The organism is Streptococcus parasalivarius (genome assembly GCF_054785155.1).
In genome coordinates this window covers 54,756-74,613 of record NZ_BAABOB010000003.1, presented here as the reverse complement: position 1 = coordinate 74,613, position 19,858 = coordinate 54,756, and the positions used below count along the sequence as shown (strand labels likewise).

Annotated in this window: 19 protein-coding genes and 2 tRNA genes; 18 read left to right on the top strand and 3 right to left on the bottom strand. The window is 42.3% G+C overall.

Annotated elements, in window-relative coordinates; translation table 11 throughout:
- Positions 1-8 precede the first annotated feature (8 nt).
- Together ACYVQ1_RS03785 and ACYVQ1_RS03780 are read left to right on the top strand one after the other, a co-directional pair.
- Positions 9-1,094, top strand: coding sequence for an ABC transporter ATP-binding protein (locus ACYVQ1_RS03785; protein ID WP_461249951.1), 1,086 nt, complete (start codon positions 9-11; stop codon positions 1,092-1,094).
- Positions 1,087-2,016 (top strand): ATP-binding cassette domain-containing protein, encoded by a 930-nt coding sequence (locus ACYVQ1_RS03780; protein ID WP_021143812.1) that lies wholly within the window; start codon positions 1,087-1,089, stop codon positions 2,014-2,016. The genes ACYVQ1_RS03785 and ACYVQ1_RS03780 overlap by 8 nt, the downstream gene beginning before the upstream one ends.
- Before the next feature lie 50 nt (positions 2,017-2,066).
- On the opposite strand, the gene ACYVQ1_RS03775 is transcribed toward ACYVQ1_RS03780, so the two are convergent.
- Genes ACYVQ1_RS03775 through ACYVQ1_RS03765 form a run of 3 tightly spaced genes read right to left on the bottom strand, consistent with a single transcriptional unit; the run spans position 2,067 to position 3,944 of the window.
- Positions 2,067-2,852 carry an ABC transporter permease gene (locus tag ACYVQ1_RS03775; RefSeq protein ID WP_461249952.1) on the bottom strand — a complete coding sequence of 262 codons (786 nt, stop codon included), beginning with the start codon at positions 2,850-2,852 and terminating at the stop codon, positions 2,067-2,069.
- Positions 2,853-2,863: 11 nt separating this feature from the next.
- Positions 2,864-3,562 carry an ABC transporter ATP-binding protein gene (locus ACYVQ1_RS03770; RefSeq protein ID WP_461249953.1) on the bottom strand — a complete coding sequence of 233 codons (699 nt, stop codon included), beginning with the start codon at positions 3,560-3,562 and terminating at the stop codon, positions 2,864-2,866.
- 4 nt (positions 3,563-3,566) lie between these two features.
- The gene (locus tag ACYVQ1_RS03765; RefSeq protein WP_060971837.1) at positions 3,567-3,944 is read right to left on the bottom strand and encodes a GntR family transcriptional regulator; all 378 of its coding nucleotides are present in this window, start codon (positions 3,942-3,944) and stop codon (positions 3,567-3,569) included.
- A gap of 180 nt (positions 3,945-4,124) precedes the next feature.
- On the opposite strand from ACYVQ1_RS03765, the gene ACYVQ1_RS03760 reads away from it, so the two are divergent.
- The 16 genes from ACYVQ1_RS03760 (at position 4,125) to ACYVQ1_RS03685 (ending at position 19,680) form a co-directional block, all read left to right on the top strand.
- Complete coding sequence (locus ACYVQ1_RS03760; RefSeq protein WP_461249954.1) at positions 4,125-4,919, top strand: HAD-IIB family hydrolase; 795 nt, start codon at positions 4,125-4,127, stop codon at positions 4,917-4,919.
- A complete protein-coding gene (locus ACYVQ1_RS03755) occupies positions 4,912-5,730 on the top strand; it encodes a Cof-type HAD-IIB family hydrolase (protein WP_270282115.1) in 819 nt (272 codons plus the stop codon). Before ACYVQ1_RS03760 ends, ACYVQ1_RS03755 begins: the two co-directional genes overlap by 8 nt.
- 10 nt (positions 5,731-5,740) lie before the next feature.
- Entirely contained in the window at positions 5,741-7,141 is a 1,401-nt protein-coding gene (ftsY, locus tag ACYVQ1_RS03750; protein ID WP_461249955.1) for a signal recognition particle-docking protein FtsY, read from the top strand.
- A 232-nt stretch (positions 7,142-7,373) separates the two neighbouring features.
- Positions 7,374-8,003: a guanylate kinase gene (gene gmk, locus ACYVQ1_RS03745; protein ID WP_295494977.1), complete on the top strand. Its 630-nt coding sequence runs from the start codon at positions 7,374-7,376 to the stop codon at positions 8,001-8,003.
- A gap of 21 nt (positions 8,004-8,024) precedes the next feature.
- The gene (rpoZ, locus tag ACYVQ1_RS03740; RefSeq protein ID WP_270282112.1) at positions 8,025-8,339 is read left to right on the top strand and encodes a DNA-directed RNA polymerase subunit omega; all 315 of its coding nucleotides are present in this window, start codon (positions 8,025-8,027) and stop codon (positions 8,337-8,339) included.
- Positions 8,340-8,481: 142 nt separating this feature from the next.
- Positions 8,482-10,878, top strand: coding sequence for a primosomal protein N' (locus tag ACYVQ1_RS03735; RefSeq protein WP_461249956.1), 2,397 nt, complete (start codon positions 8,482-8,484; stop codon positions 10,876-10,878).
- Positions 10,879-10,895: 17 nt separating this feature from the next.
- A complete protein-coding gene (gene fmt, locus ACYVQ1_RS03730; RefSeq protein WP_461249957.1) occupies positions 10,896-11,831 on the top strand; it encodes a methionyl-tRNA formyltransferase in 936 nt (311 codons plus the stop codon).
- Positions 11,821-13,143: a 16S rRNA (cytosine(967)-C(5))-methyltransferase RsmB gene (rsmB, locus tag ACYVQ1_RS03725; RefSeq protein ID WP_461249958.1), complete on the top strand. Its 1,323-nt coding sequence runs from the start codon at positions 11,821-11,823 to the stop codon at positions 13,141-13,143. The genes fmt and rsmB overlap by 11 nt, the downstream gene beginning before the upstream one ends.
- Before the next feature lie 43 nt (positions 13,144-13,186).
- Positions 13,187-13,924 carry a Stp1/IreP family PP2C-type Ser/Thr phosphatase gene (locus tag ACYVQ1_RS03720; RefSeq protein WP_070576910.1) on the top strand — a complete coding sequence of 246 codons (738 nt, stop codon included), beginning with the start codon at positions 13,187-13,189 and terminating at the stop codon, positions 13,922-13,924.
- Positions 13,924-15,798, top strand: a complete 1,875-nt coding sequence (pknB, locus tag ACYVQ1_RS03715) for a Stk1 family PASTA domain-containing Ser/Thr kinase (protein WP_461249959.1) — start codon at positions 13,924-13,926, stop codon at positions 15,796-15,798. The genes ACYVQ1_RS03720 and pknB overlap by 1 nt, the downstream gene beginning before the upstream one ends.
- A gap of 145 nt (positions 15,799-15,943) precedes the next feature.
- Positions 15,944-16,702, top strand: coding sequence for a potassium channel family protein (locus ACYVQ1_RS03710; RefSeq protein WP_461249960.1), 759 nt, complete (start codon positions 15,944-15,946; stop codon positions 16,700-16,702).
- Positions 16,703-16,864: 162 nt separating this feature from the next.
- A complete protein-coding gene (gene liaF / locus ACYVQ1_RS03705) occupies positions 16,865-17,563 on the top strand; it encodes a cell wall-active antibiotics response protein LiaF (protein WP_461249961.1) in 699 nt (232 codons plus the stop codon).
- Complete coding sequence (locus tag ACYVQ1_RS03700) at positions 17,560-18,570, top strand: envelope stress sensor histidine kinase LiaS (RefSeq protein ID WP_461249962.1); 1,011 nt, start codon at positions 17,560-17,562, stop codon at positions 18,568-18,570. The genes liaF and ACYVQ1_RS03700 overlap by 4 nt, the downstream gene beginning before the upstream one ends.
- Positions 18,560-19,204 carry a response regulator transcription factor gene (locus ACYVQ1_RS03695; RefSeq protein ID WP_414358727.1) on the top strand — a complete coding sequence of 215 codons (645 nt, stop codon included), beginning with the start codon at positions 18,560-18,562 and terminating at the stop codon, positions 19,202-19,204. Before ACYVQ1_RS03700 ends, ACYVQ1_RS03695 begins: the two co-directional genes overlap by 11 nt.
- A gap of 303 nt (positions 19,205-19,507) precedes the next feature.
- Positions 19,508-19,579 (top strand) — tRNA-Gln (locus ACYVQ1_RS03690).
- A gap of 29 nt (positions 19,580-19,608) precedes the next feature.
- Positions 19,609-19,680: transfer RNA gene (locus ACYVQ1_RS03685), tRNA-Glu, on the top strand.
- Positions 19,681-19,858 lie beyond the last annotated feature (178 nt).

Genomic DNA, 19,858 nt, shown 5'->3' with positions numbered 1-19,858 from the left:
AGTCCAATATGACAGAAAATAAAAATGTAATATTATCGGCTCGCGATATCGTCGTGGAATTTGACGTTCGTGACCGTGTTTTGACAGCCATTCGAGGAGTTTCCCTTGATTTGGTTGAAGGTGAAGTTTTAGCCTTGGTTGGTGAGTCTGGTTCAGGTAAATCAGTTTTGACTAAGACTTTCACAGGGATGCTTGAAGAAAATGGTCGTGTCGCTAGTGGTTCGATTGATTATCGCGGTCAAGATTTGACTAAGCTTAAGAGTCACCAAGATTGGGCATCTATTCGTGGGGCTAAGATTGCAACTATCTTCCAAGATCCTATGACCAGTCTTGACCCAATTAAGACTATCGGTAGCCAAATTGTTGAGGTCATTGTCAAACACCAAGGAAAATCAGCCAAAGAAGCTAAAAAAATGGCCATTGATTACATGGGCAAGGTTGGTATTCCTGATGCTGAAAAACGTTTCAATGAGTATCCTTTCCAATACTCTGGTGGGATGCGTCAACGTATCGTTATTGCCATTGCCTTGGCTTGTCATCCAGATGTCCTTATCTGTGACGAACCAACAACTGCTCTCGATGTGACCATTCAAGCTCAAATCATCGACCTCTTGAAATCACTCAAAGAGGAGTACGGTTTCTCAGTGATTTTCATTACCCATGACCTTGGTGTGGTAGCAAGTATCGCTGATAAGGTTGCTGTTATGTATGCTGGTGAAATCATTGAATACGCAACTGTTGAGGAAATTTTCTATGAGCCTTGTCATCCATACACGTGGAGCTTGCTTTCAAGCTTGCCACAGTTGGCTGATGATAAGGGTGAGCTTTTCTCAATTCCAGGGACACCACCATCACTTTATACACCGGTTGTTGGGGATGCCTTTGCCTTGCGTTCAGACTATGCTATGCAGATTGACTTCGAGGAAAAAGCACCACAATTCCAAGTTTCAGATACTCACTGGGCTAAGACCTGGCTCTTACATGAGGATGCACCAAAAGTTGAAAAACCTGCGGTTATCCAAAATCTACATGAAAAAATCCGTGCTAATATGGGATTTGCACATTTAGGAGATGAGGAGGAAGGCAATGCCTGAGAAGTTAGTTGAAGTAAAAGATGTGGAGATTTCCTTCGGTGAAGGAAGCAAGAAATTCGTTGCTGTCCACAATGCTAATTTTTTCATCAACAAGGGTGAAACCTTTTCCCTCGTTGGTGAGTCTGGTAGTGGTAAAACCACTATCGGGCGTGCCATTATTGGTCTAAATGATACAAGTAATGGTGAGATTATTTTTGACGGTAAGAAAATTAATGGACACTTGTCTCACTCTGAGAAAAACGACCTTATCCGTCGTATCCAGATGATTTTCCAAGACCCTGCGGCTAGTCTGAATGAACGTGCAACAGTCGATTATATCTTGTCTGAGGGCTTGCATAACTTCCATCTCTATAAGGATGAGGAAGATCGTAAAGCTAAAATCAAGAAAATCATCAAAGAAGTGGGACTTCTTGAGGAGCACTTGACACGTTACCCTCACGAATTTTCTGGGGGACAACGTCAACGTATTGGGATTGCACGTTCCTTGGTCATGCAACCTGATTTGGTTATCGCTGACGAACCCATCTCAGCCCTTGACGTGTCAGTTCGTGCCCAAGTTTTGAACCTGCTTAAGAAATTCCAAAAAGAGTTGGGATTGACCTACCTCTTTATCGCTCACGACTTGTCAGTGGTCCGTTTCATTTCTGACCGTATCGCTGTTATTTACAAGGGGACAATCGTGGAAGTTGCTGAGACAGAAGAACTCTACAACAATCCTATCCACCCTTACACCAAGTCACTCTTGTCTGCTGTTCCTATTCCAGACCCAATCTTGGAACGTAAGAAAGTCTTGAAGGTTTATGATCCAAACCAACACGACTATTCGGTTGATAAACCAGAAATGGTTGAAGTACGTCCAGGACACTTCGTTTGGGGTAACAAGGCCGAAATTGAGACTTATCGTAAAGAACAAAGTAAATAAGTCTTTTCAATGCAAAAAAAATCGTGTTCCAGAAGGAACACGGTTTTTCTTTAGTCTAAATTTAAGCGTTTGGTCATGATATAGTAGGTACCAAAGTAACTTGCTGCGATGAGAATGAGAGACTGAACTAGACTAAATATATATGACGAGTTATTAATTGCAGTATTTGTTGCATCTCCGGTCAAGGCTGCACCGATTCCAAAGAAGAAACCAATAAAGAATAGGATAGCCTGAATGGCGAAATAGGCGACAAATCCCATAAGAACTTTGTTAGTGTTAAAGAGGTTTCCGATACTAATACAGAGGTAATAGAAAAGGATACCAGCAATTGTTGACAAGATTGTAGAAGGGATGAAGAGGTATAAAGCACCTATTTCTTTTAGGAACTGGCCAAAGTAGCTGGTAGCTAGGAGGACATCTTTGAAGTCTATATTAAATGCGGCTATAATAGCAATCGAAGCAAGTACTACAAGACTAGAAATCGTATTTAAAATAAAGGCTACCAAGAGTTTAGATAAAATCAATTGGTGGGCAGAAACTGGGAGTGTATTGGTTAGATAGCCTTCTCTCCCAAAGACAGTCTTTGCAAAGCGTCTAACAATGAGGACTATTGTCGCTATATAAATGGTTCCCCATACGATAATGGTAGCAAAAACCATCAGTGTAAAGAAAGCGAAGAAGAGTAGACTAGGTTCTTCGTGACTGTGTTCAAAGGTGAATGTTAATTTGTGAAGCATTAAGCCCAAGGGGATAGAGAGTAGGATGGCAATACCATAGATGCCAAGGTACCACTTACGGACCGATTGTAATTCATACTTAACTAATTTCCAAAACATGCTCATACCTCCTAGTTGTGGAACATCTCTCTAAAGAGTTTGTCGATAGATTTGCCATGGGCTTGACGGATATTATCAGCATCCCCTTGAAGTTCAATCTGACCGTATTTTAAGAAGACAACTTCATCTAGGATGGATTCAATATCTGCAATCAAATGGGTTGAAATGATAACAGAAGCATCTTCAGAGTATTGGTTGATGATGGTTTTAAGAATGTAGTCACGTGACGCGGGATCGACTCCACCGATAGGTTCATCGAGGAGATAGAGTTTAGCTTCACGACTCATAACCAAAATCAACTGAACTTTTTCTTTGTTACCTTTTGAGAGGTCTTTAAGGCGCAAATCAGGCTGAAGCTTTAAATCCTGCAAGAGTTGCAAGGCAAGAGGATAACGGAAATCAGCATAGAAATCTTGGAAGAAGTCCAAGTAGTACTGTATTGTCTTACTTTCATCTAAATAGGTTGTGTCAGGCAAATAAGCCACTTGCGCCTTAGTGATAGGTGACGGCTGAAATCCATTAATGGTCACTAAACCTGAAGTCGGTTGGAGGAGGCCATTCAAAATTTTGATTAGGGTTGTTTTACCACTACCGTTTGGTCCTAAGAGACCAATGATTTTACCAGAAGGGATGGACATGGTCACATCTCTAAGGGCTGGAATACCATTATAGGTCTTGGTGAGATTTGTTAGAGTTACAATATCAGTCATCGGTCTACAAGTCCTTTCCTGTTTGTTCGATGTAGTCAGTGATGATAGCTTTGATTTCAGGTGAGCTAAAACCAATGGCTGTCATCTCAGTGACAAAGTTTTTCATGAGACTTTGGGCAATCTCGTGTCGTTTTTGATCAATTAGTTTTTCATCTTCGGTAACAAAGCGACCAGAGGTACGGGCAGAGTAGACCAACCCCTCTTTTTCAAGTTCTTGGAAGGCTCTTTGTACAGTGTTGGGATTGACCCCAGCTTCCTGAGCAAATTCTCTAACGGGTAGGAGTTGTTGTCCCATACTCAATTCCTTGGAAGCTATCTTCAGTTTGACGCGATAGGCGATTTGGAGATAAATTGGCGATTTTTCATCAAATGTCCAAGCCATAAGAGACTCCTTTCTAAAAGTATAATATATTATTTTTGTACTACCGTAATGATACAACTAAAATACTGAATTTGCAAGTAAAATGCTATATTTTCTCTAATTTCTTTGGCTTTTCCCAAACTTATATTCCTATTTTTGGTACAATAGGGGCAAGTATATTCGACCTGAAGGGAGATTATTTTGAAAATTTTAGCAACAGATATGGATGGTACCTTTCTAGACCATCTTGGTACCTATGACAAAGCACGTTTGGATAACCTTTTGGCTGCTTGTGAAGCTAAAGATTACGTTTTTACCGTAGCTTCTGGCCGAGCCCTCTTGGCCTTGGAGGAGCTTTTTGATGGGTTTGTGGACCGCATTGCTATTATTGCGGAAAATGGGGCCTTGGTTCAGTATAAGGGTGAAGTCCTGTTTGAGTCCAAGCTAGAACCTAAGGATTATTTGAAAATTGCAGACACGACTTTAGCCTTGCCAACTTGCGAGGGGATTCTCTTGTCAGGCCGTCGAGGTGCCTATGCACCAAACGATGCAGACCCAGCCTATCTTAAGGCCATGGAACGTTACTATGAAAATGTCATGGCAACGAACCTTGAAGCGGTCACAGATGATATTTTCAAGGTAACTGCTAAGTTCCAAGGGGATACCATTATGGAGCGTGGTGACTACCTCAACACAATCTTTGAGGATATGACAGCTGTGACAACTGGCTTTGATTCTATGGATATTATCCTTAAAGGTGTGGACAAGGGCTTTGGTCTTTACCATCTTTGCCAAGAGTTGGGACGTCAGGCTTCAGATGTTGTAGCCTTTGGTGATAATCTCAATGATATGGAGATGTTGACCTTTGCAGGGCGTGCGGTTGCTACGGAAAATGCCCGCGATGAGATTAAGGCAGTAGCTGACGAAGTGATTGGTCACCATAAAGATGGTGCAGTCTTTGACTTCATGGAAGGATTGGTAGGTTCGGATGTCTGAGATTAAATTGTTGGCCTTGGACCTAGATGGGACCCTCTTTACTAAGGATAAGCAAGTAACAGCTGAAAATAGAGCTGCTCTTAAGGCGGCAGAAGCTAAGGGGATTCATGTGGTCATTACGACTGGTCGTCCTCTGCCAGCTATTACTCATATCTTGGAAGATTTGGGCTTGTTGGATGATAAGCACTATAGTGTGACCTTCAATGGTGGCTTGGTTCAGCGTAATAATGGGGATATCCTCATAAAGAAAGAGATGAGTCGAGAAGATTTAAAGCAGATTTATGCTGTCTTTGAGCCCCTAGGCCTCCCGATGGATGTTATCAGTGATGGCATTGTCTATGGTGTGCCAAGTAAAGGCAATCATTCTCTCTATCGTCAGGCTAACCCTACCTTGACCTTCGTTGATGTGGAGAGTATTGATGACATTCCTGAAAATATCGTCTATAATAAGGTAGTTACGGTCTGTGAGGAAGCGTTTTTGGATGCTCAAATTCAAAAAATACCTGACCATTTATACCAAGCGTTTGAGGTATTTAAGTCTCGTGAAATTATCCTAGAGGTCATGCCTAAAGGTGTTCATAAGGCTGTAGGTTTGAGCCTCTTGACTGATTACCTTGCTCTGGATAAAAGTCAGGTCATGGCTATGGGAGACGAGGAAAACGACTTGACAATGCTGGAGTGGGCTGGTCTTGGTGTGGCTATGGCGAATGCTGTTCCCAAGGTCAAGGCTGTTGCCAAGGCTGTAACGACAAAAACTAATGAGGAATCTGGAGTGGCTGAGGCCATCCACAAATATATTCTAGAGAAATAAGGAGAACCAAATGGGTCTATTTGATCGATTATTTGGACAAGAGGAAAACCAGTCACAGGAAACTGTAGCAAATCAGGAAATTTCAGAAACTGAGGCTCTTGATAATCAAGACTTGTCAACAAGTGAAGGGATAAGCGAGAGTCAAACAGAACAGCTCAGTGAGTCAGAGACTCAAGTAGAAGAGCTTTCATCCACAGAATCTCTTGAATCAAGTGATTCTACAGTGACTGAAGGAAGTGTAGTAGCGTCTTCTGACGAAGACCTTTCTGTTGATAATCAGGCTTCAAGCGAAGCAGAAGGTGTTTCAGAGTCAGAAGAAAGTCAAGTTGCTGTGGATAACCACTTTGCGGATGTCATGGCTGATTACTATGCTAAGAAGGCTCAAGTAGCTGCTGCTGCAGAAAAAGGTGAAACTGTCACTTTTGAAGCCGTTCAAACCCGTAAAGTTGAGGAAAAACCTGAAGAAGTTCAGGCTTCAAAAACTGAAACAGAACAAGAAAAATATAACCGTACCCTCAAGAAGACGCGTACTGGTTTTGCTGCCCGCTTGAATGAATTCTTTGCGAATTTCCGTCGTGTTGATGAGGAGTTCTTCGAAGAATTGGAAGAAATGCTGATTCTTTCCGATGTTGGGGTTAATGTTGCAACGCAATTAACGGAAGATTTGCGCTATGAAGCTCGCCTTGAAAATGTCAAAAAGACTGAGGACTTGCAACGCTTGATTATCGAAAAACTTGTGGATATCTACGAGAAGGATGATGTCTACAAGGAGCAAATCAATTTCCAAGATGGTTTGACAGTCATGCTTTTCGTTGGTGTCAACGGGGTTGGTAAGACAACGTCTATCGGTAAGTTGGCGCATAAATACAAACAAGAAGGCAAGAAAGTTATGTTGGTAGCTGCTGATACCTTCCGTGCGGGAGCTGTCGCTCAGTTGGTTGAGTGGGGGCGTCGTGTTGATGTGCCAGTAGTGACTGGTGCTGAGAAGGCTGATCCAGCTTCAGTAGTTTTTGATGGTATGGAGAAGGCCCTTGCTGAAGGTGTTGATGTTCTTATGATCGATACTGCGGGTCGTTTACAAAACAAAGACAACCTCATGGCAGAGCTTGAAAAAATCGGCCGTATTATCAAGCGTGTGGTGCCAGAAGCACCTCATGAAACCCTCTTGGCCTTGGATGCATCAACGGGTCAAAATGCACTTAGTCAGGCTAAGGAATTTTCAAAAATCACACCTCTTACGGGTCTTGTTTTAACCAAGTTGGATGGTAGTGCCAAGGGTGGTGTGGTTCTAGCTATTCGCCAAGAGTTGGATATTCCAGTTAAGTTGATTGGTTTCGGTGAGAAGATTGATGACATTGGTGAGTTCCATTCAGAAGAATTCATGCAAGGTCTCTTGACTGGCTTGGTTTAAAAGATATTTAAAAAGGGTGAGTACTGGGAAAAGGGATTCACTCTTTTTAATGGTGTCCTCACCTTGAAAAAAGTCGCTTTTATTGGTAAAATAGTAAGGAAAAACGCATGCTCTGAAAAGTGAGCTGTAACTTAATCACTGAACAACCCCTAAGCCAAAAAAAGAGATGATTGTTTTCTCTTTTTTAAGGTGAGTCATAAGAAGATTTTTAATCTTAGTTTAAGGAGAAGACATGTCTGAACGTGGACTTTTGATTGTTTTTTCAGGGCCTTCTGGTGTCGGAAAAGGAACTGTTCGTCAGGAGATTTTTTCAACACCTGACCACAAATTTGAATACTCAGTATCAATGACCACACGTGCTCAACGTCCTGGTGAAGTTGATGGAAAGGATTATTTCTTCCGTTCGCGTGAGGAATTTGAAGAGCTTATTCGTAATGGTCAAATGTTGGAATATGCTGAGTATGTGGGTAACTACTACGGAACACCTTTGACTTATGTTAATGAAACCTTGGATAAAGGTATTGATGTTTTCCTTGAAATCGAGGTTCAAGGTGCCCTTCAGGTTAAGAAAAAGGTTCCAGATGCTGTCTTTATCTTTTTGACACCACCGGATTTGAACGAACTTGAAGAACGTTTAGTTGGCCGTGGGACAGATTCTGAAGAAGTTATTGCTCAACGTATTGAGCGTGCGCGTGAAGAAATTGCTCTCATGAGCGAATACGATTATGCCATTGTTAATGACGAAGTGCCTTTGGCTGCTGAGCGTGTCAAACGTGTTATTGAAGCAGAACACTTCCGAGTTGACCGTGTGATTGGTCGCTATCGTAATATGATTTCAGAAAAGAAATTATCAGATAAATAAATTAGAAATAGGTATAGAATTATGATGTTGAAACCCTCTATTGACAAACTTTTGGATAAAGTGCCTTCAAAATATTCATTGGTTATTTTGCAAGCCAAACGTGCCCATGAATTAGCCGCTGGTGCTGAACCAACTCAAGAGTTTTTGTCAGTAAAACCAACCCTTCAAGCCCTTGAAGAGATTGAATCTGGTAATGTGACTATCCACCCAGATCCAGAATCTAAACGTGAATTGGCACGTTTGAAAGTGATTCAAGCACGTCTTGCTGCTGAGGAAGAAGAACGTAAAATCAAAGAACAAATCGCTAAAGAAAAAGAAGAAGGCGATAAAATCTAAAATCAAAGTCTTGATTTGGTTTATGAGGAGAGGGGAGCTGAGGCATAGTGTCTCAGCTTCCTTCTTTATGACGATAATAGGCAGCTCATATTTTCTTGAGCTTGGAAGATGCTGGTCTTAAGGAAGTGACAGGAGGAAATTTATGGTTTTAGTAGCACATATTATTGTCGACGTTCCTCTGATGCAGACGGACAGACCTTATAGTTACCTGGTACCGGAAGCCATGCAAGAACAAATCGCCATCGGTATGCGGGTTCATGTGCCTTTTGGTAAAGGAAATCGTCTACTTCAAGGTTTTATTATTGGCTTGGAAGAGCAGGAAAATTTAAGAGATTTTCCTGAACTAAAACCCATCGCTGAGCTTTTAGATTATGAGCCAGTGCTTAATCAGGAACAGCTGGATTTGGCTGATCAGATGCGACATACGGTCTTTTCTTATAAGATTTCCATCTTGAAGTCAATGCTACCTGGTCTCCTTAATTCGCAGTACGATAAGGTTATCATGGCAACTGATAAACTGGGTGAAGAGGAAAAAGAGACTCTCCTTCAAGGGCAGAATCATATTCTTTTCTCGCAGTTGTCAGAGGTACAACGTCAAGCCATTCCTCGTCTGGTCCAATCGGGGCGTGTAACGGTTGATTACCTTGCTAAAGATAAGCAGAATATCAAGACTGAGAAGCACTATAGTGTTCAAAAGGGTATTCTCGAGACTTTGGCTATTTCGCAAAGGGCTAAGAAACGATTGGAGTTGCGAGACTTCTTGCTAGAAAAGAGTGAGTCTGGCAAGTTGACGGACCTCCACAAGCTTTTTTCACGAGATGTGGTTAAGTTTTTCATTGAAGCTGGTGCCCTGGTCATCACCGAAGTTGAGGTCAATCGTGCTGATAGCTACTTTGAAAAGGTAGAAAAGACAGATTTTCTTGAGCTTAATGCCCAACAGGCGCATGCGGTTGAAGAAATGACGCGTCAGATTGGACAAGGTGGCAAACCTTTCTTATTGGAAGGGGTAACGGGATCAGGTAAGACCGAGGTCTACCTGCATCTTATCGAGAGGACCCTGGCAATGGGTAAAACTGCTATTGTCTTGGTGCCAGAAATTTCCTTGACACCCCAAATGACCAATCGTTTCATTTCGCGTTTTGGGGACTTGGTGGCGATTATGCATTCAGGCTTGTCAGACGGTGAAAAATTTGACGAGTGGCGTAAGGTTAAATCTGGTCAGGCCAAGGTTGTTGTAGGAGCGCGTTCGGCTATCTTTGCTCCTTTGGACAATATCGGAGCTATCATTATCGATGAGGAACATGAGGCGACCTATAAGCAGGAATCCAATCCTCGCTATCATGCTAGAGATGTTGCCTTGCTTAGGGCTAAGAGTCATGGAGCTGTGCTTGTCCTTGGGTCGGCAACACCCTCTATTGAGACACGGGCGAGAGCTCAGAAAGGGGTTTACCATTTTCTTGAGTTGACACAAAGGGCTAATCCTAATGCTAAAATTCCGCAGGTGGAAGTGGTGGACTTCAAGGATTTTGTGGGCCGTCAAGAGGCGAGTGATTTTACGCCACCTCTTTTGGAAAAAATCAGGGAACGTTTGGCACGTAAGGAACAAGTCGTATTGATGTTGAACCGTCGTGGGTATTCCTCTTTTGTCATGTGTCGTGACTGTGGCTATGTGGATGATTGTCCGAATTGTGATATTTCACTGACCTTGCACATGGATACCAAGACCATGAATTGCCACTATTGTGATTTTCAAAAAGCAATACCACATGTCTGCCCTAACTGTCAGAGTCGTCAGATTCGCTATTATGGGACTGGGACACAAAAGGCCTATGATCAATTGACGGAACTTTTGCCAGAAGCCAGAGTGATTCGTATGGATGTTGATACGACACGTAAGAAAGGTGCTCACGAGAAACTCTTGGAGGCCTTTGGAAGTGGTAAGGCTGACATTTTGCTTGGGACTCAGATGATTGCCAAGGGCTTGGATTTTCCCAATGTCACCTTGGTAGGGGTCTTGAATGCAGATACATCGCTTAATTTACCAGATTTTCGTTCGGCTGAGCGTACCTTCCAGCTTTTGACTCAGGTGGCTGGTCGTGCTGGTCGTGCTGACAAGGAAGGGGAAGTTATTATTCAAACCTATAATCCTAGTCATTATGCCATTCGGTTTGCCCAACAACAGGATTATGAAGCTTTCTATGCCTATGAGATGGGGATTCGACGTCAGTTGGCCTATCCGCCATATTTTTATACGGTAGGAATCACGCTTTCTCACAAGGATGAAGAGTTTGTCGTCCGCAAGAGCTATGAGGTTATGGCTTATTTAAGAGAGCACTTGTCAGACAAGGTGACCTTCCTAGGGCCAACGCCTAAGCCTATTGCTCGAACACATAACCTTTATCATTATCAGATTATTATCAAATACCGTTTTGAAGATAACTTGGAAGAAACGCTTAATAGGGTCCTTGACATGACTCAGGAACCTGAAAACAAGGACCTGCGTTTGATTATCGATCACGAACCTCAGAATTTTACCTAATCTAGAAAAGGAAGAATATGACAAAATTAGTATTTATGGGAACGCCTGCCTTTTCAGCGACTGTGCTGGAAGGACTTTTGACAGATGAGCGTTACGATATTGTTGCTGTGGTGACGCAACCAGACCGTGCTGTCGGTCGTAAAAAAGAAATTCGCATGACACCGGTCAAGGAAGTAGCCTTGGTGCATGACTTGCCAATTTATCAACCAGAAAAATTGTCAGGGTCAGAAGAAATGGTGCAATTGATGGCGCTTGGTGCTGATGGGATTGTTACTGCAGCTTATGGACAATTTTTACCAAGTAAGTTGCTTAATAGCATGGATTTTGCGGTGAATGTCCACGCTTCTCTCTTGCCAAAATACCGTGGTGGGGCACCTATTCATTATGCCATTATCAATGGTGATGCAGAAGCTGGTGTGACTATTATGGAAATGGTTAAGGAAATGGACGCTGGTGACATGGTCAGCCAAAAGGCCTTGCCAATTCTTGACGAGGATAATGTTGGTACCATGTTTGAAAAATTGGCAGTCTTGGGTCGTGACCTTTTGCTCGAGACCTTGCCTGCCTACATTGCTGGAGAAATCAAACCTGTTCCTCAAGATGCCAGTCAGGTAACGTTTTCGCCAAATATTAGCCCAGAAGAGGAGCGTCTTGATTGGAATAAATCGGCTCGTGACATCTTCAATCAAATCCGTGGCATGTATCCATGGCCTGTGGCACATACCTTGCTTGACGGCAAACGTTTCAAGATTTATGAAGCAGACTTGGCAGAAGGCCAGGGACAGTCTGGTCATATCATTGAAAAGACCAAGAAGAGTTTGGTAGTTGCGACTGGTCAGGGAGCCATTTCACTTAAGACAGTTCAGCCTGCAGGAAAGCCCCGTATGGCTATTGCTGATTTCCTTAATGGGGTCGGACGCAATCTTGAAGTAGGTGATGCATTTGGCCAATGATTGGAAAAAAACAGCCCGTGGACAGGCACTTGAAGTCTTAGAAGAAGTCTTCCAGGAAGGAGCTTACTCAAATATTGCTCTCAATGCCCATCTGAGCAAGTCGCATCTGACAGATAAGGACAAGGCCTTGGTGACGGAAATTGTCTATGGGACCGTGGCTCGTAAGATTACGTTGGAGTGGGTCCTAGCCCATGTCATCGAGGACCGTGACAAGCTTGAACCTTGGGTCTATGACTTATTGCTTTTGAGCCTCTATCAGTTGGCCTATTTAGATAAGATTCCAGCCCATGCGGTGGTTAATGATGCCGTTTCTATTGCTAAAAATCGTGGCAATAAAAAGGGTGCTGAGAAGCTGGTCAATGCGGTTCTTCGTAAACTATCTAGCCAGCCTTTGCCAGATCCAAGCACAATCAAACGTGTCAATAAACGCTATTCTGTTCAGTATTCTCTACCTGTATGGTTGGTTAAAAAACTTATCGATCAGTATGGAGAGAATCGTGCCCCTGCTATTTTCCAAAGCCTTTTTGTGAGAAACAAGGCTAGTGTGCGTGTAACGGATGCGTCACGTTTGGAAGAGATTGCGGAGGCCACTGGGGCTGAGTGTTCAGTATTATCCCCAGTCGGGCTTATTAAGTCTTCAGGTTACTTTGCTGGGACAGATTATTTTAAAGAGGGCTTGTTGACCATTCAGGATGAGACCAGTCAACTGGTTGCGCCAACTTTAGGGATTCAAGGTGAGGAAGAAATCCTGGATGCCTGTGCGGCACCTGGAGGTAAGACGGTACATATGGCCTCATATTTGACGAGTGGACATGTGACGGCGCTTGACCTCTATGATCATAAGCTTGCTCTTATCGAAGAAAATGCACAACGTCTTGGCTTAGCTGATAAGGTTAAGACTCAGAAACTGGATGCTAGTCAGGTACATCAAGTCTTTCCAGCTGATAGTTTTGACAAGATTTTAGTGGATGCACCTTGTTCAGGAATTGGGCTCATTCGTCGGAAACCTGACATCAAATATAACAAGGATCTCCAAGATTTTGAGTCCCTCAAGGCTGTGCAGTTGGATATCCTATCCAGCGTTTGTCAAACCCTACGAAAAGGTGGTATAATAACATATAGTACTTGCACCATCATAGCAGAAGAAAATCAAGAGGTGATTCAAGCCTTTCTTGAGAGCCATCCTGATTTTGAGCAAGTTGCCTTAGACCATCCATGTAAAGACATCGTGGTCAATGGCTGTTTGGCAATTACCCCCGAACAGTATCTAACTGATGGTTTTTTCATCGCACAGTTGCGTAAAAAAACTTAGGGTTACAGAGGAGGAAATGCTGACGCAAGTCAGAAAGAAAACTATGGAAATATCATTATTAACGGACATTGGCCAAAAACGGTCAAATAACCAAGATTTTGTTAATAAATTTGTCAACCAAGCTGGTGTTACTCTTGTCGTTGTTGCAGACGGGATGGGCGGACACCGTGCTGGAAATATTGCCAGTGAGATGTCAGTGACTGATCTTGGTCGTGACTGGATTAACACTGATTTTCGTGAGTTGAGTCAGATTCGTGATTGGATGATTGCTGCCATTGATGCAGAAAATCGTAAAATTTATGAACTTGGCCAAAACGAAGAATATAAGGGAATGGGAACAACTATCGAGGTTCTTGCCTTTGTTGATAATGCTGTGATTTTTGCCCATGTTGGGGATTCACGTATTGCCCTTATCCGTAATGGTGAGTATAAGCAATTGACGAATGACCATTCTTTGGTCAATGCTCTTATCAAGGCTGGTCAGTTGACCGAAGAAGAAGCAGCGGTTCACCCACAACGTAATATCATTACGCAATCTATTGGGCAAGTTGCTCCGATTGAGGCTGACCTTGGTGTTCAACAATTGGAACCAGGGGACTATATTTTGGCCAATTCAGATGGTTTGACCAACATGATTTCAGTCGAACAGATTGTTCATATTGTCAACAGCCCTGGTTTCGTCGAAGAAAAAACGAGTCGTTTGGTAGCTGCAGCCAATGAGGCAGGTGGTTTTGATAATATTACCGTTGCTCTCATTAAGGTAGAAAGTGAGGAAGGATAATGATCCAAGTTGGCAAATTGTTTGCTGGACGTTATCGAATCCTTAAATCTATCGGACGTGGTGGTATGGCGGATGTTTATCTGGCTAATGACCTGATTCTGGATAATGAAAAAGTGGCTATTAAGGTACTTCGTACCAATTACCAAACTGATCAGGTGGCTGTGGCCCGTTTCCAACGTGAAGCGCGTGCCATGGCAGAACTCAGTCATCCTAATATCGTTGCTATCCGAGATATTGGCGAAGAAGACGGCCAGCAGTTCTTGGTGATGGAGTATGTGGACGGTTCGGACTTGAAGAAATACATTCAAGACCATGCGCCACTTTCTAACCAAGATGTTGTGCGTATCATGGGGGAGGTCCTTTCCGCCATGACTCTTGCCCATCAAAAGGGCATTATCCACCGTGACCTTAAGCCACAAAACGTTCTTTTAACTAAGGATGGTACAGCCAAGGTCACAGACTTCGGAATTGCGGTTGCCTTTGCAGAGACTAGTCTAACTCAAACGAACTCTATGTTGGGTTCTGTCCACTACCTGTCACCAGAGCAGGCTCGTGGATCTAAAGCGACTATCCAAAGTGACATCTATGCTATGGGTATTATGCTTTTTGAAATGTTGACAGGTCATATTCCTTATGATGGCGATAGTGCAGTAACCATTGCACTCCAACATTTCCAAAAGCCACTACCATCGATTTTGGCAGAGAACCGTAACGTTCCCCAAGCTTTGGAAAACGTGGTTATTCGAGCAACAGCCAAAAAACTAGAAAATCGTTACAATAGTACTTTGGAAATGAGCCGTGACTTGGTAACGAGTTTGCATCCTAGTCATCGACGCGATGCCAAGGTAGTCTTTGATGATATGACGGATACCAAGACCTTGCCGAAGGTTGATCCAGTTCCATCAGCAAGTCTTGAGAAAAAGGCCGTTGCTGCTGAACCATCAGAGCCTACACCTGCTCCAAGTAAACAACCAAGGAAAAAAACGACACCAGCTAAGAAGAAAAAGAAGAAGAACTTCTTCTCAACCTTACTCAAGGTTTTCCTAGGACTTGTCTTTATTGGTATTATCATCTTTGCCTATTTAGTCTTTACCAATCCTGATAATGTCCAAGTACCTAATGTGGTCGGTCAGGAGTTGTCCACAGCTCAGACTAAAATTGAGGGTGCTGGATTTAAGGTAGGAGAAGTCAAAGAAGTGGAAGATGACTCTGTCGATACGGGTAAGGTCATCAAGACCGATCCTACAGCTGGAACCACACGAAAAGAAGGATCAAGCATTGATGTTTATGTTTCTTCTGGTAGTAAAGGTTTCGCTTTGAAAGACTACAAGGGTAAAAACTATAAGGATGCCATTGAGGACTTAACTTCGAATTATGGTGTTTCTGAGGACCAAATTGATATTCAGCATGTCGAAGACGACAGTGCTGAAGAGGGAGAAATCCTATCTCAAAGTCCAGGGAAAAACAAGTCTTTCAATCCTAAGGATAGTAAGGCTAAGATTAAGTTCCGTGTGGCAACTCCTAAGACAGTTACCATGCCTGATGTGACTGGTTTGACGGTTTCAACAGCAGTTCAAACCTTGAATCGTAAGAATATCTCAAGTAGTAGCATCGAGTACCACGACTATAATACTGGTGCCAAATTAGATAAGGATAAGGTTCCTAGCAGTACGGAGGTCCTTTATCAAGATCCACAAGCTGGTACAAGTGTTGATGGTACAGTGATTCTCTATGTTTCGGTTGCAACAGCAAGTTCAAGTCTCCAGTCAAGCTCAAGCAGTACGACACATTCGTCATCAACGAGCTCAAGTTCTGACAGTACAACTTCAAGCACTGAAACCTCGACAGAGGCTACTCACACAGAGCTACAATAGATTAAAAAAACTTAGACATAATGAAGAGAGGTTCTCTAATCTCTCTTTTTTATTATCTAGAAATCTTGTCGATAGCTTAAAAAGCCTGCTTGCCAGAGGTCAGAGATTCTTTTATAATGAAGACATCACATATAGGAGAGACGCTATGAGAAACCGTAGAAAACTGAGAAGGTACATCATTACCTACGATATTGTCATGACGGTCTTGGCCCTTATTTCCATTGGCTTAGTTATCTTTGATTTAGTTGGCTTAATTTCAATTGGAAGGCGACCTTTCAGAGTGATAGATCAGTCTATAACGCTCATCTTTGCCATTGATTATGCGATTCGTTTCTCCTTGGCACCTCGTAAGCGAATTTTTGTGAAAACACATGTCTTGGACTTGTTGGCTATCATTCCCTATAATGAAGTCTTTACCTTCCTCCGTTTTTCGAGGGTCGGTCGTTTTGCTCGGTTGGCCAAACTCTCCCGCTTAATTGGTTTGAGTAGCAAGCTCAAGCATATTTCCAATCGTATCAATCGCAGAAATGGCTTTTATTTTCTACTTTCGGTTAATAGTATTATCATTCTTATCAGTAGTGCTGTTATTGCCCGAGTAGAACACCATAATTTTATAGATGCTATTTGGTGGTCTGTAGCAACGGTGACTACGGTTGGTTATGGAGATATCGTCCCTAAAACGCTTGTAGGTAAGGCAGTCGCTGTTATTCTCATGTTTAGTGGGATTGCCACTCTAGGGTTGCTAACTAGCTCTCTTAATAATATTTTTGTGCGGTCAGGTCGTCAGACTGACCGAAAATTAGCCGAGCTTAAGAAAGAATTAGCAGAGCAGCGTGTCATACTGGAGGAAATCAGAAGTACAGTGATAATGATAAATAGCAAAATGGACGATACTGACGATTAAGATTTTTGAATGAAAGACTATGTTTCCTGTAATGGAGGCACTTTTTTGCTTTCTTCTGCCCCTTTTCTATCTTGGTTACTCAGTACTCAAACTGGGTCTTTTTGTCAATTGCCTTAAAATTTGATAGAATGAAGCCTGTATACTTTTATTTGAGAGATCCTTATGACCAAATTTAATTTTTTCTTAGTAGTGGAAGCTCTGCTTTTGACTCTGGGCCTGATTACCATTTTTAATAATGATATTACCAGTTTTATTTTCATATTGGTTTTGACCTTGTTAGCGGTTCGCTTTTTTAATAAGGAATCCAAAAGTGATTTTGTCTTGACCCTCTGTTTGATCTCACTTTTTCTGGTTTCCATGTGGAATATCTATGTGGTGCTTGCGATTTTGGTGGGTGTGGCCTATGTCATGATTAACCATTTTTCACAGGTCAAGAAAAAGAATCGCTACGCTCTTATTCAATTCAAGGAAGATGACTTGGATCCTCAGGCTGTGCGAAATCAGTGGATTGGAACTCGGATGGAACCTGTCAGTGATCGCTATGACTTTGATGATATCAATATCATTCGTTTCTTTGGGACAGATGTGATTGATTTGACCCAGGTTATCGTCTCGGGGCGAGATAATGTTGTGATTTTGCAGAAACTTTATGGTCCGACGACTATCTTGGTACCAATTGATGTTTCCGTCAAGCTCAATATATCAGCGATTTATAGCTCTGTCACCTTCTTCAATGAAGATGAGTACGACCTCCGTTACGAAAGATTGACCTTGCAGGGGGCGGAGTATGAACATGCTCATCGAACAGTGAAATTGATTCTCAATGTTGGAGCTGGACCAGTGGAGGTACGTCGCAAATGAAGAAACAGTACCTATTTTTGATTCTGATTTATTCAGTTGTCGTTCTGGTTGGCGTTACCCTAGTAGTTATGGATAGCTTTAACCTTAACTTTTCATTGGTTTTTGGTAATCTGTCTCAGGTCTTCCATTTCCTTTTTAACATGTTTTTTGTGGTTCTGAGTTTGCTCATTTTGCTTTATATTCTTTGGGCCATTGCCAATGATAACAGTATGCGATCAGTCAATCAGGATTTGCGCCGCATTATCAATAATCAACCAGTCAAACGTCAGGGAGATATTGAGTTAGACAAGAATATGATGCGTTTATCTCATAAGATGCGTAAATTGACTAAGGACTTGCAGAAAACTGAGAATGCCCAAGCTCTTCAAAGCCGTGATATTATTAAGAAGGAGCGAGGACGTATTGCTCGTGACCTTCACGATACCGTTAGTCAGGAGCTTTTTGCGGCTAGTATGATCCTATCTGGTGTTTCTCAGATTGCGGACCAGCTAAGTAAGGAAGACCTGCATAATCAGATCCAGGCGGTTGAGGCCATGCTGACGGACGCTCAAAATGATATGCGTGTCTTGCTTTTGCATCTTCGTCCGACAGAGCTTGAGAACAAGACCTTGCAAGAAGGCTTGCAGATGATTCTTAAGGAATTAACCGATAAATCCAATATCCATGTCGTCTACAAGGATATGGTTAAGAAAGTGCCTAAGCGTATTGAAAATAATCTCTTTAGGATTGCCCAAGAGTTTATCTCTAATACTCTTAAACACGCCAAGGCTAGCCAGATAGAGGTTTATCTCTATCAAAATAGTCAGGAAATTCAATTGAAAATGTTGGATAACGGTGTTGGTTATGATTTAAATGCGTCGACTGACGAGATGAGTTATGGACTGAAAAATATCCAGGAACGTGTCGATGAAATGGCGGGAACTGTGCAGTTCCTATCTGCTATAGGTAAAGGAACATCTATTGATGTTCGTGTGCCGATATTAAGAGGAGAAGACAATGTCGAATAAGATAAATGTGATTTTGGTCGATGACCATGAGATGGTCCGTTTGGGCCTTAAGAGTTTCCTGAATCTCCAAGGAGATGTGGAAGTGATTGGAGAAGCGAGCAATGGCCGAGAAGGTGTTGACCTTGCCCTGGAACTTCGTCCAGATGTTGTCGTAATGGACCTTGTCATGCCTGAATTAGATGGTGTTCAAGCGACTTTGGAATTGCTCAAAGAATGGCCAGAAGCCAAGATTTTGGTTTTGACTAGCTATTTGGACAATGAAAAAATTTATCCAGTCATTGAAGCTGGTGCTAAAGGTTATATGCTTAAAACTAGCAGTGCGGCAGAGATTCTCAATAGTATCCGTAAGGTTTACCGTGGTGAAGAAGCTATCGAAACTGAGGTGGACAATAAGATTAAATACCACGATAGCCACCCGGACCTACACGACGACTTGACGGCACGTGAACGTGATATCCTGGCGCTTTTGGCTAAGGGTTATGACAATCAGACCATTGCTAACGAGCTATTCATTTCATTGAAAACCGTTAAAACTCACGTGTCTAATATCCTAGGAAAACTCAATGTTGATGACCGTACTCAGGCTGTCGTTTATGCCTTTAGACATCATTTGGTTTCACAGGATGATGAATAAAGTTATCAACTAACCTTGTTATTTAGAGGCTAGGGAGAGTTATCATAATTCTTACCCCTTACTCGGATTTTGCAAGTCAAATCTTTTGACTTTATTTCTAGCAAAACATATAATGAAGTCATCCTAAAACTTTTCTTTTTTCATATGAGGTTGAAGCGACCTCATATCATCTATCTAAGTTCGCTTAGATGATGAAATCTCCTAACTCCTAGCAATCGGTATTTCCGGTTGCTTTTTTTTTGAAAAAAGTTAAAAAAAGTGTTGACAGCCAACCAGTTTTTCTGTAGAATAATAAGAGTCTTTTGGGGTATAGCCAAGCGGTAAGGCAAGGGACTTTGACTCCCTCATGCGTTGGTTCGAATCCAGCTACCCCAGTTCTACCTGAGGGTAGAGACACAGATTATGGTCCGTTGGTCAAGGGGTTAAGACACCGCCTTTTCACGGCGGTAACACGGGTTCGAATCCCGTACGGACTATAAGTGCCAGCTAGAGAAAGCTGGTTTTTTTGTGTCCTTTTTGATAAAATAGAGGGGTTGACTGGCCTAGGCCAAACATTTTATACCACTTTAAAATCATAAATGACAAGACCTCGACCCGAAGAAATAACTTTGTTTTGTGATGGCTGTCAGATGATGACAAATAATTCGTCGAGTC

Excerpts from the sequence above, each read along its gene's own strand:
- ACYVQ1_RS03765 (WP_060971837.1), bottom strand. The coding sequence starts at position 3,944 with ATGGCTTGGACATTTGATGAAAAATCGCCAATTTATCTCCAAATCGCC.
- ACYVQ1_RS03735 (WP_461249956.1), top strand. The coding sequence starts at position 8,482 with ATGGTTTTAGTAGCACATATTATTGTCGACGTTCCTCTGATGCAGACG.
- ftsY (WP_461249955.1), top strand. The coding sequence starts at position 5,741 with ATGGGTCTATTTGATCGATTATTTGGACAAGAGGAAAACCAGTCACAG.
- ACYVQ1_RS03775 (WP_461249952.1), bottom strand. The coding sequence starts at position 2,852 with ATGTTTTGGAAATTAGTTAAGTATGAATTACAATCGGTCCGTAAGTGG.
- ACYVQ1_RS03770 (WP_461249953.1), bottom strand. The coding sequence starts at position 3,562 with ATGACTGATATTGTAACTCTAACAAATCTCACCAAGACCTATAATGGT.
- pknB (WP_461249959.1), top strand. The coding sequence starts at position 13,924 with ATGATCCAAGTTGGCAAATTGTTTGCTGGACGTTATCGAATCCTTAAA.
- ACYVQ1_RS03700 (WP_461249962.1), top strand. The coding sequence starts at position 17,560 with ATGAAGAAACAGTACCTATTTTTGATTCTGATTTATTCAGTTGTCGTT.
- ACYVQ1_RS03785 (WP_461249951.1), top strand. The coding sequence starts at position 9 with ATGACAGAAAATAAAAATGTAATATTATCGGCTCGCGATATCGTCGTG.
- ACYVQ1_RS03780 (WP_021143812.1), top strand. The coding sequence starts at position 1,087 with ATGCCTGAGAAGTTAGTTGAAGTAAAAGATGTGGAGATTTCCTTCGGT.
- fmt (WP_461249957.1), top strand. The coding sequence starts at position 10,896 with ATGACAAAATTAGTATTTATGGGAACGCCTGCCTTTTCAGCGACTGTG.
- ACYVQ1_RS03720 (WP_070576910.1), top strand. The coding sequence starts at position 13,187 with ATGGAAATATCATTATTAACGGACATTGGCCAAAAACGGTCAAATAAC.
- gmk (WP_295494977.1), top strand. The coding sequence starts at position 7,374 with ATGTCTGAACGTGGACTTTTGATTGTTTTTTCAGGGCCTTCTGGTGTC.
- ACYVQ1_RS03710 (WP_461249960.1), top strand. The coding sequence starts at position 15,944 with ATGAGAAACCGTAGAAAACTGAGAAGGTACATCATTACCTACGATATT.
- liaF (WP_461249961.1), top strand. The coding sequence starts at position 16,865 with ATGACCAAATTTAATTTTTTCTTAGTAGTGGAAGCTCTGCTTTTGACT.
- ACYVQ1_RS03755 (WP_270282115.1), top strand. The coding sequence starts at position 4,912 with ATGTCTGAGATTAAATTGTTGGCCTTGGACCTAGATGGGACCCTCTTT.
- ACYVQ1_RS03695 (WP_414358727.1), top strand. The coding sequence starts at position 18,560 with ATGTCGAATAAGATAAATGTGATTTTGGTCGATGACCATGAGATGGTC.
- rpoZ (WP_270282112.1), top strand. The coding sequence starts at position 8,025 with ATGATGTTGAAACCCTCTATTGACAAACTTTTGGATAAAGTGCCTTCA.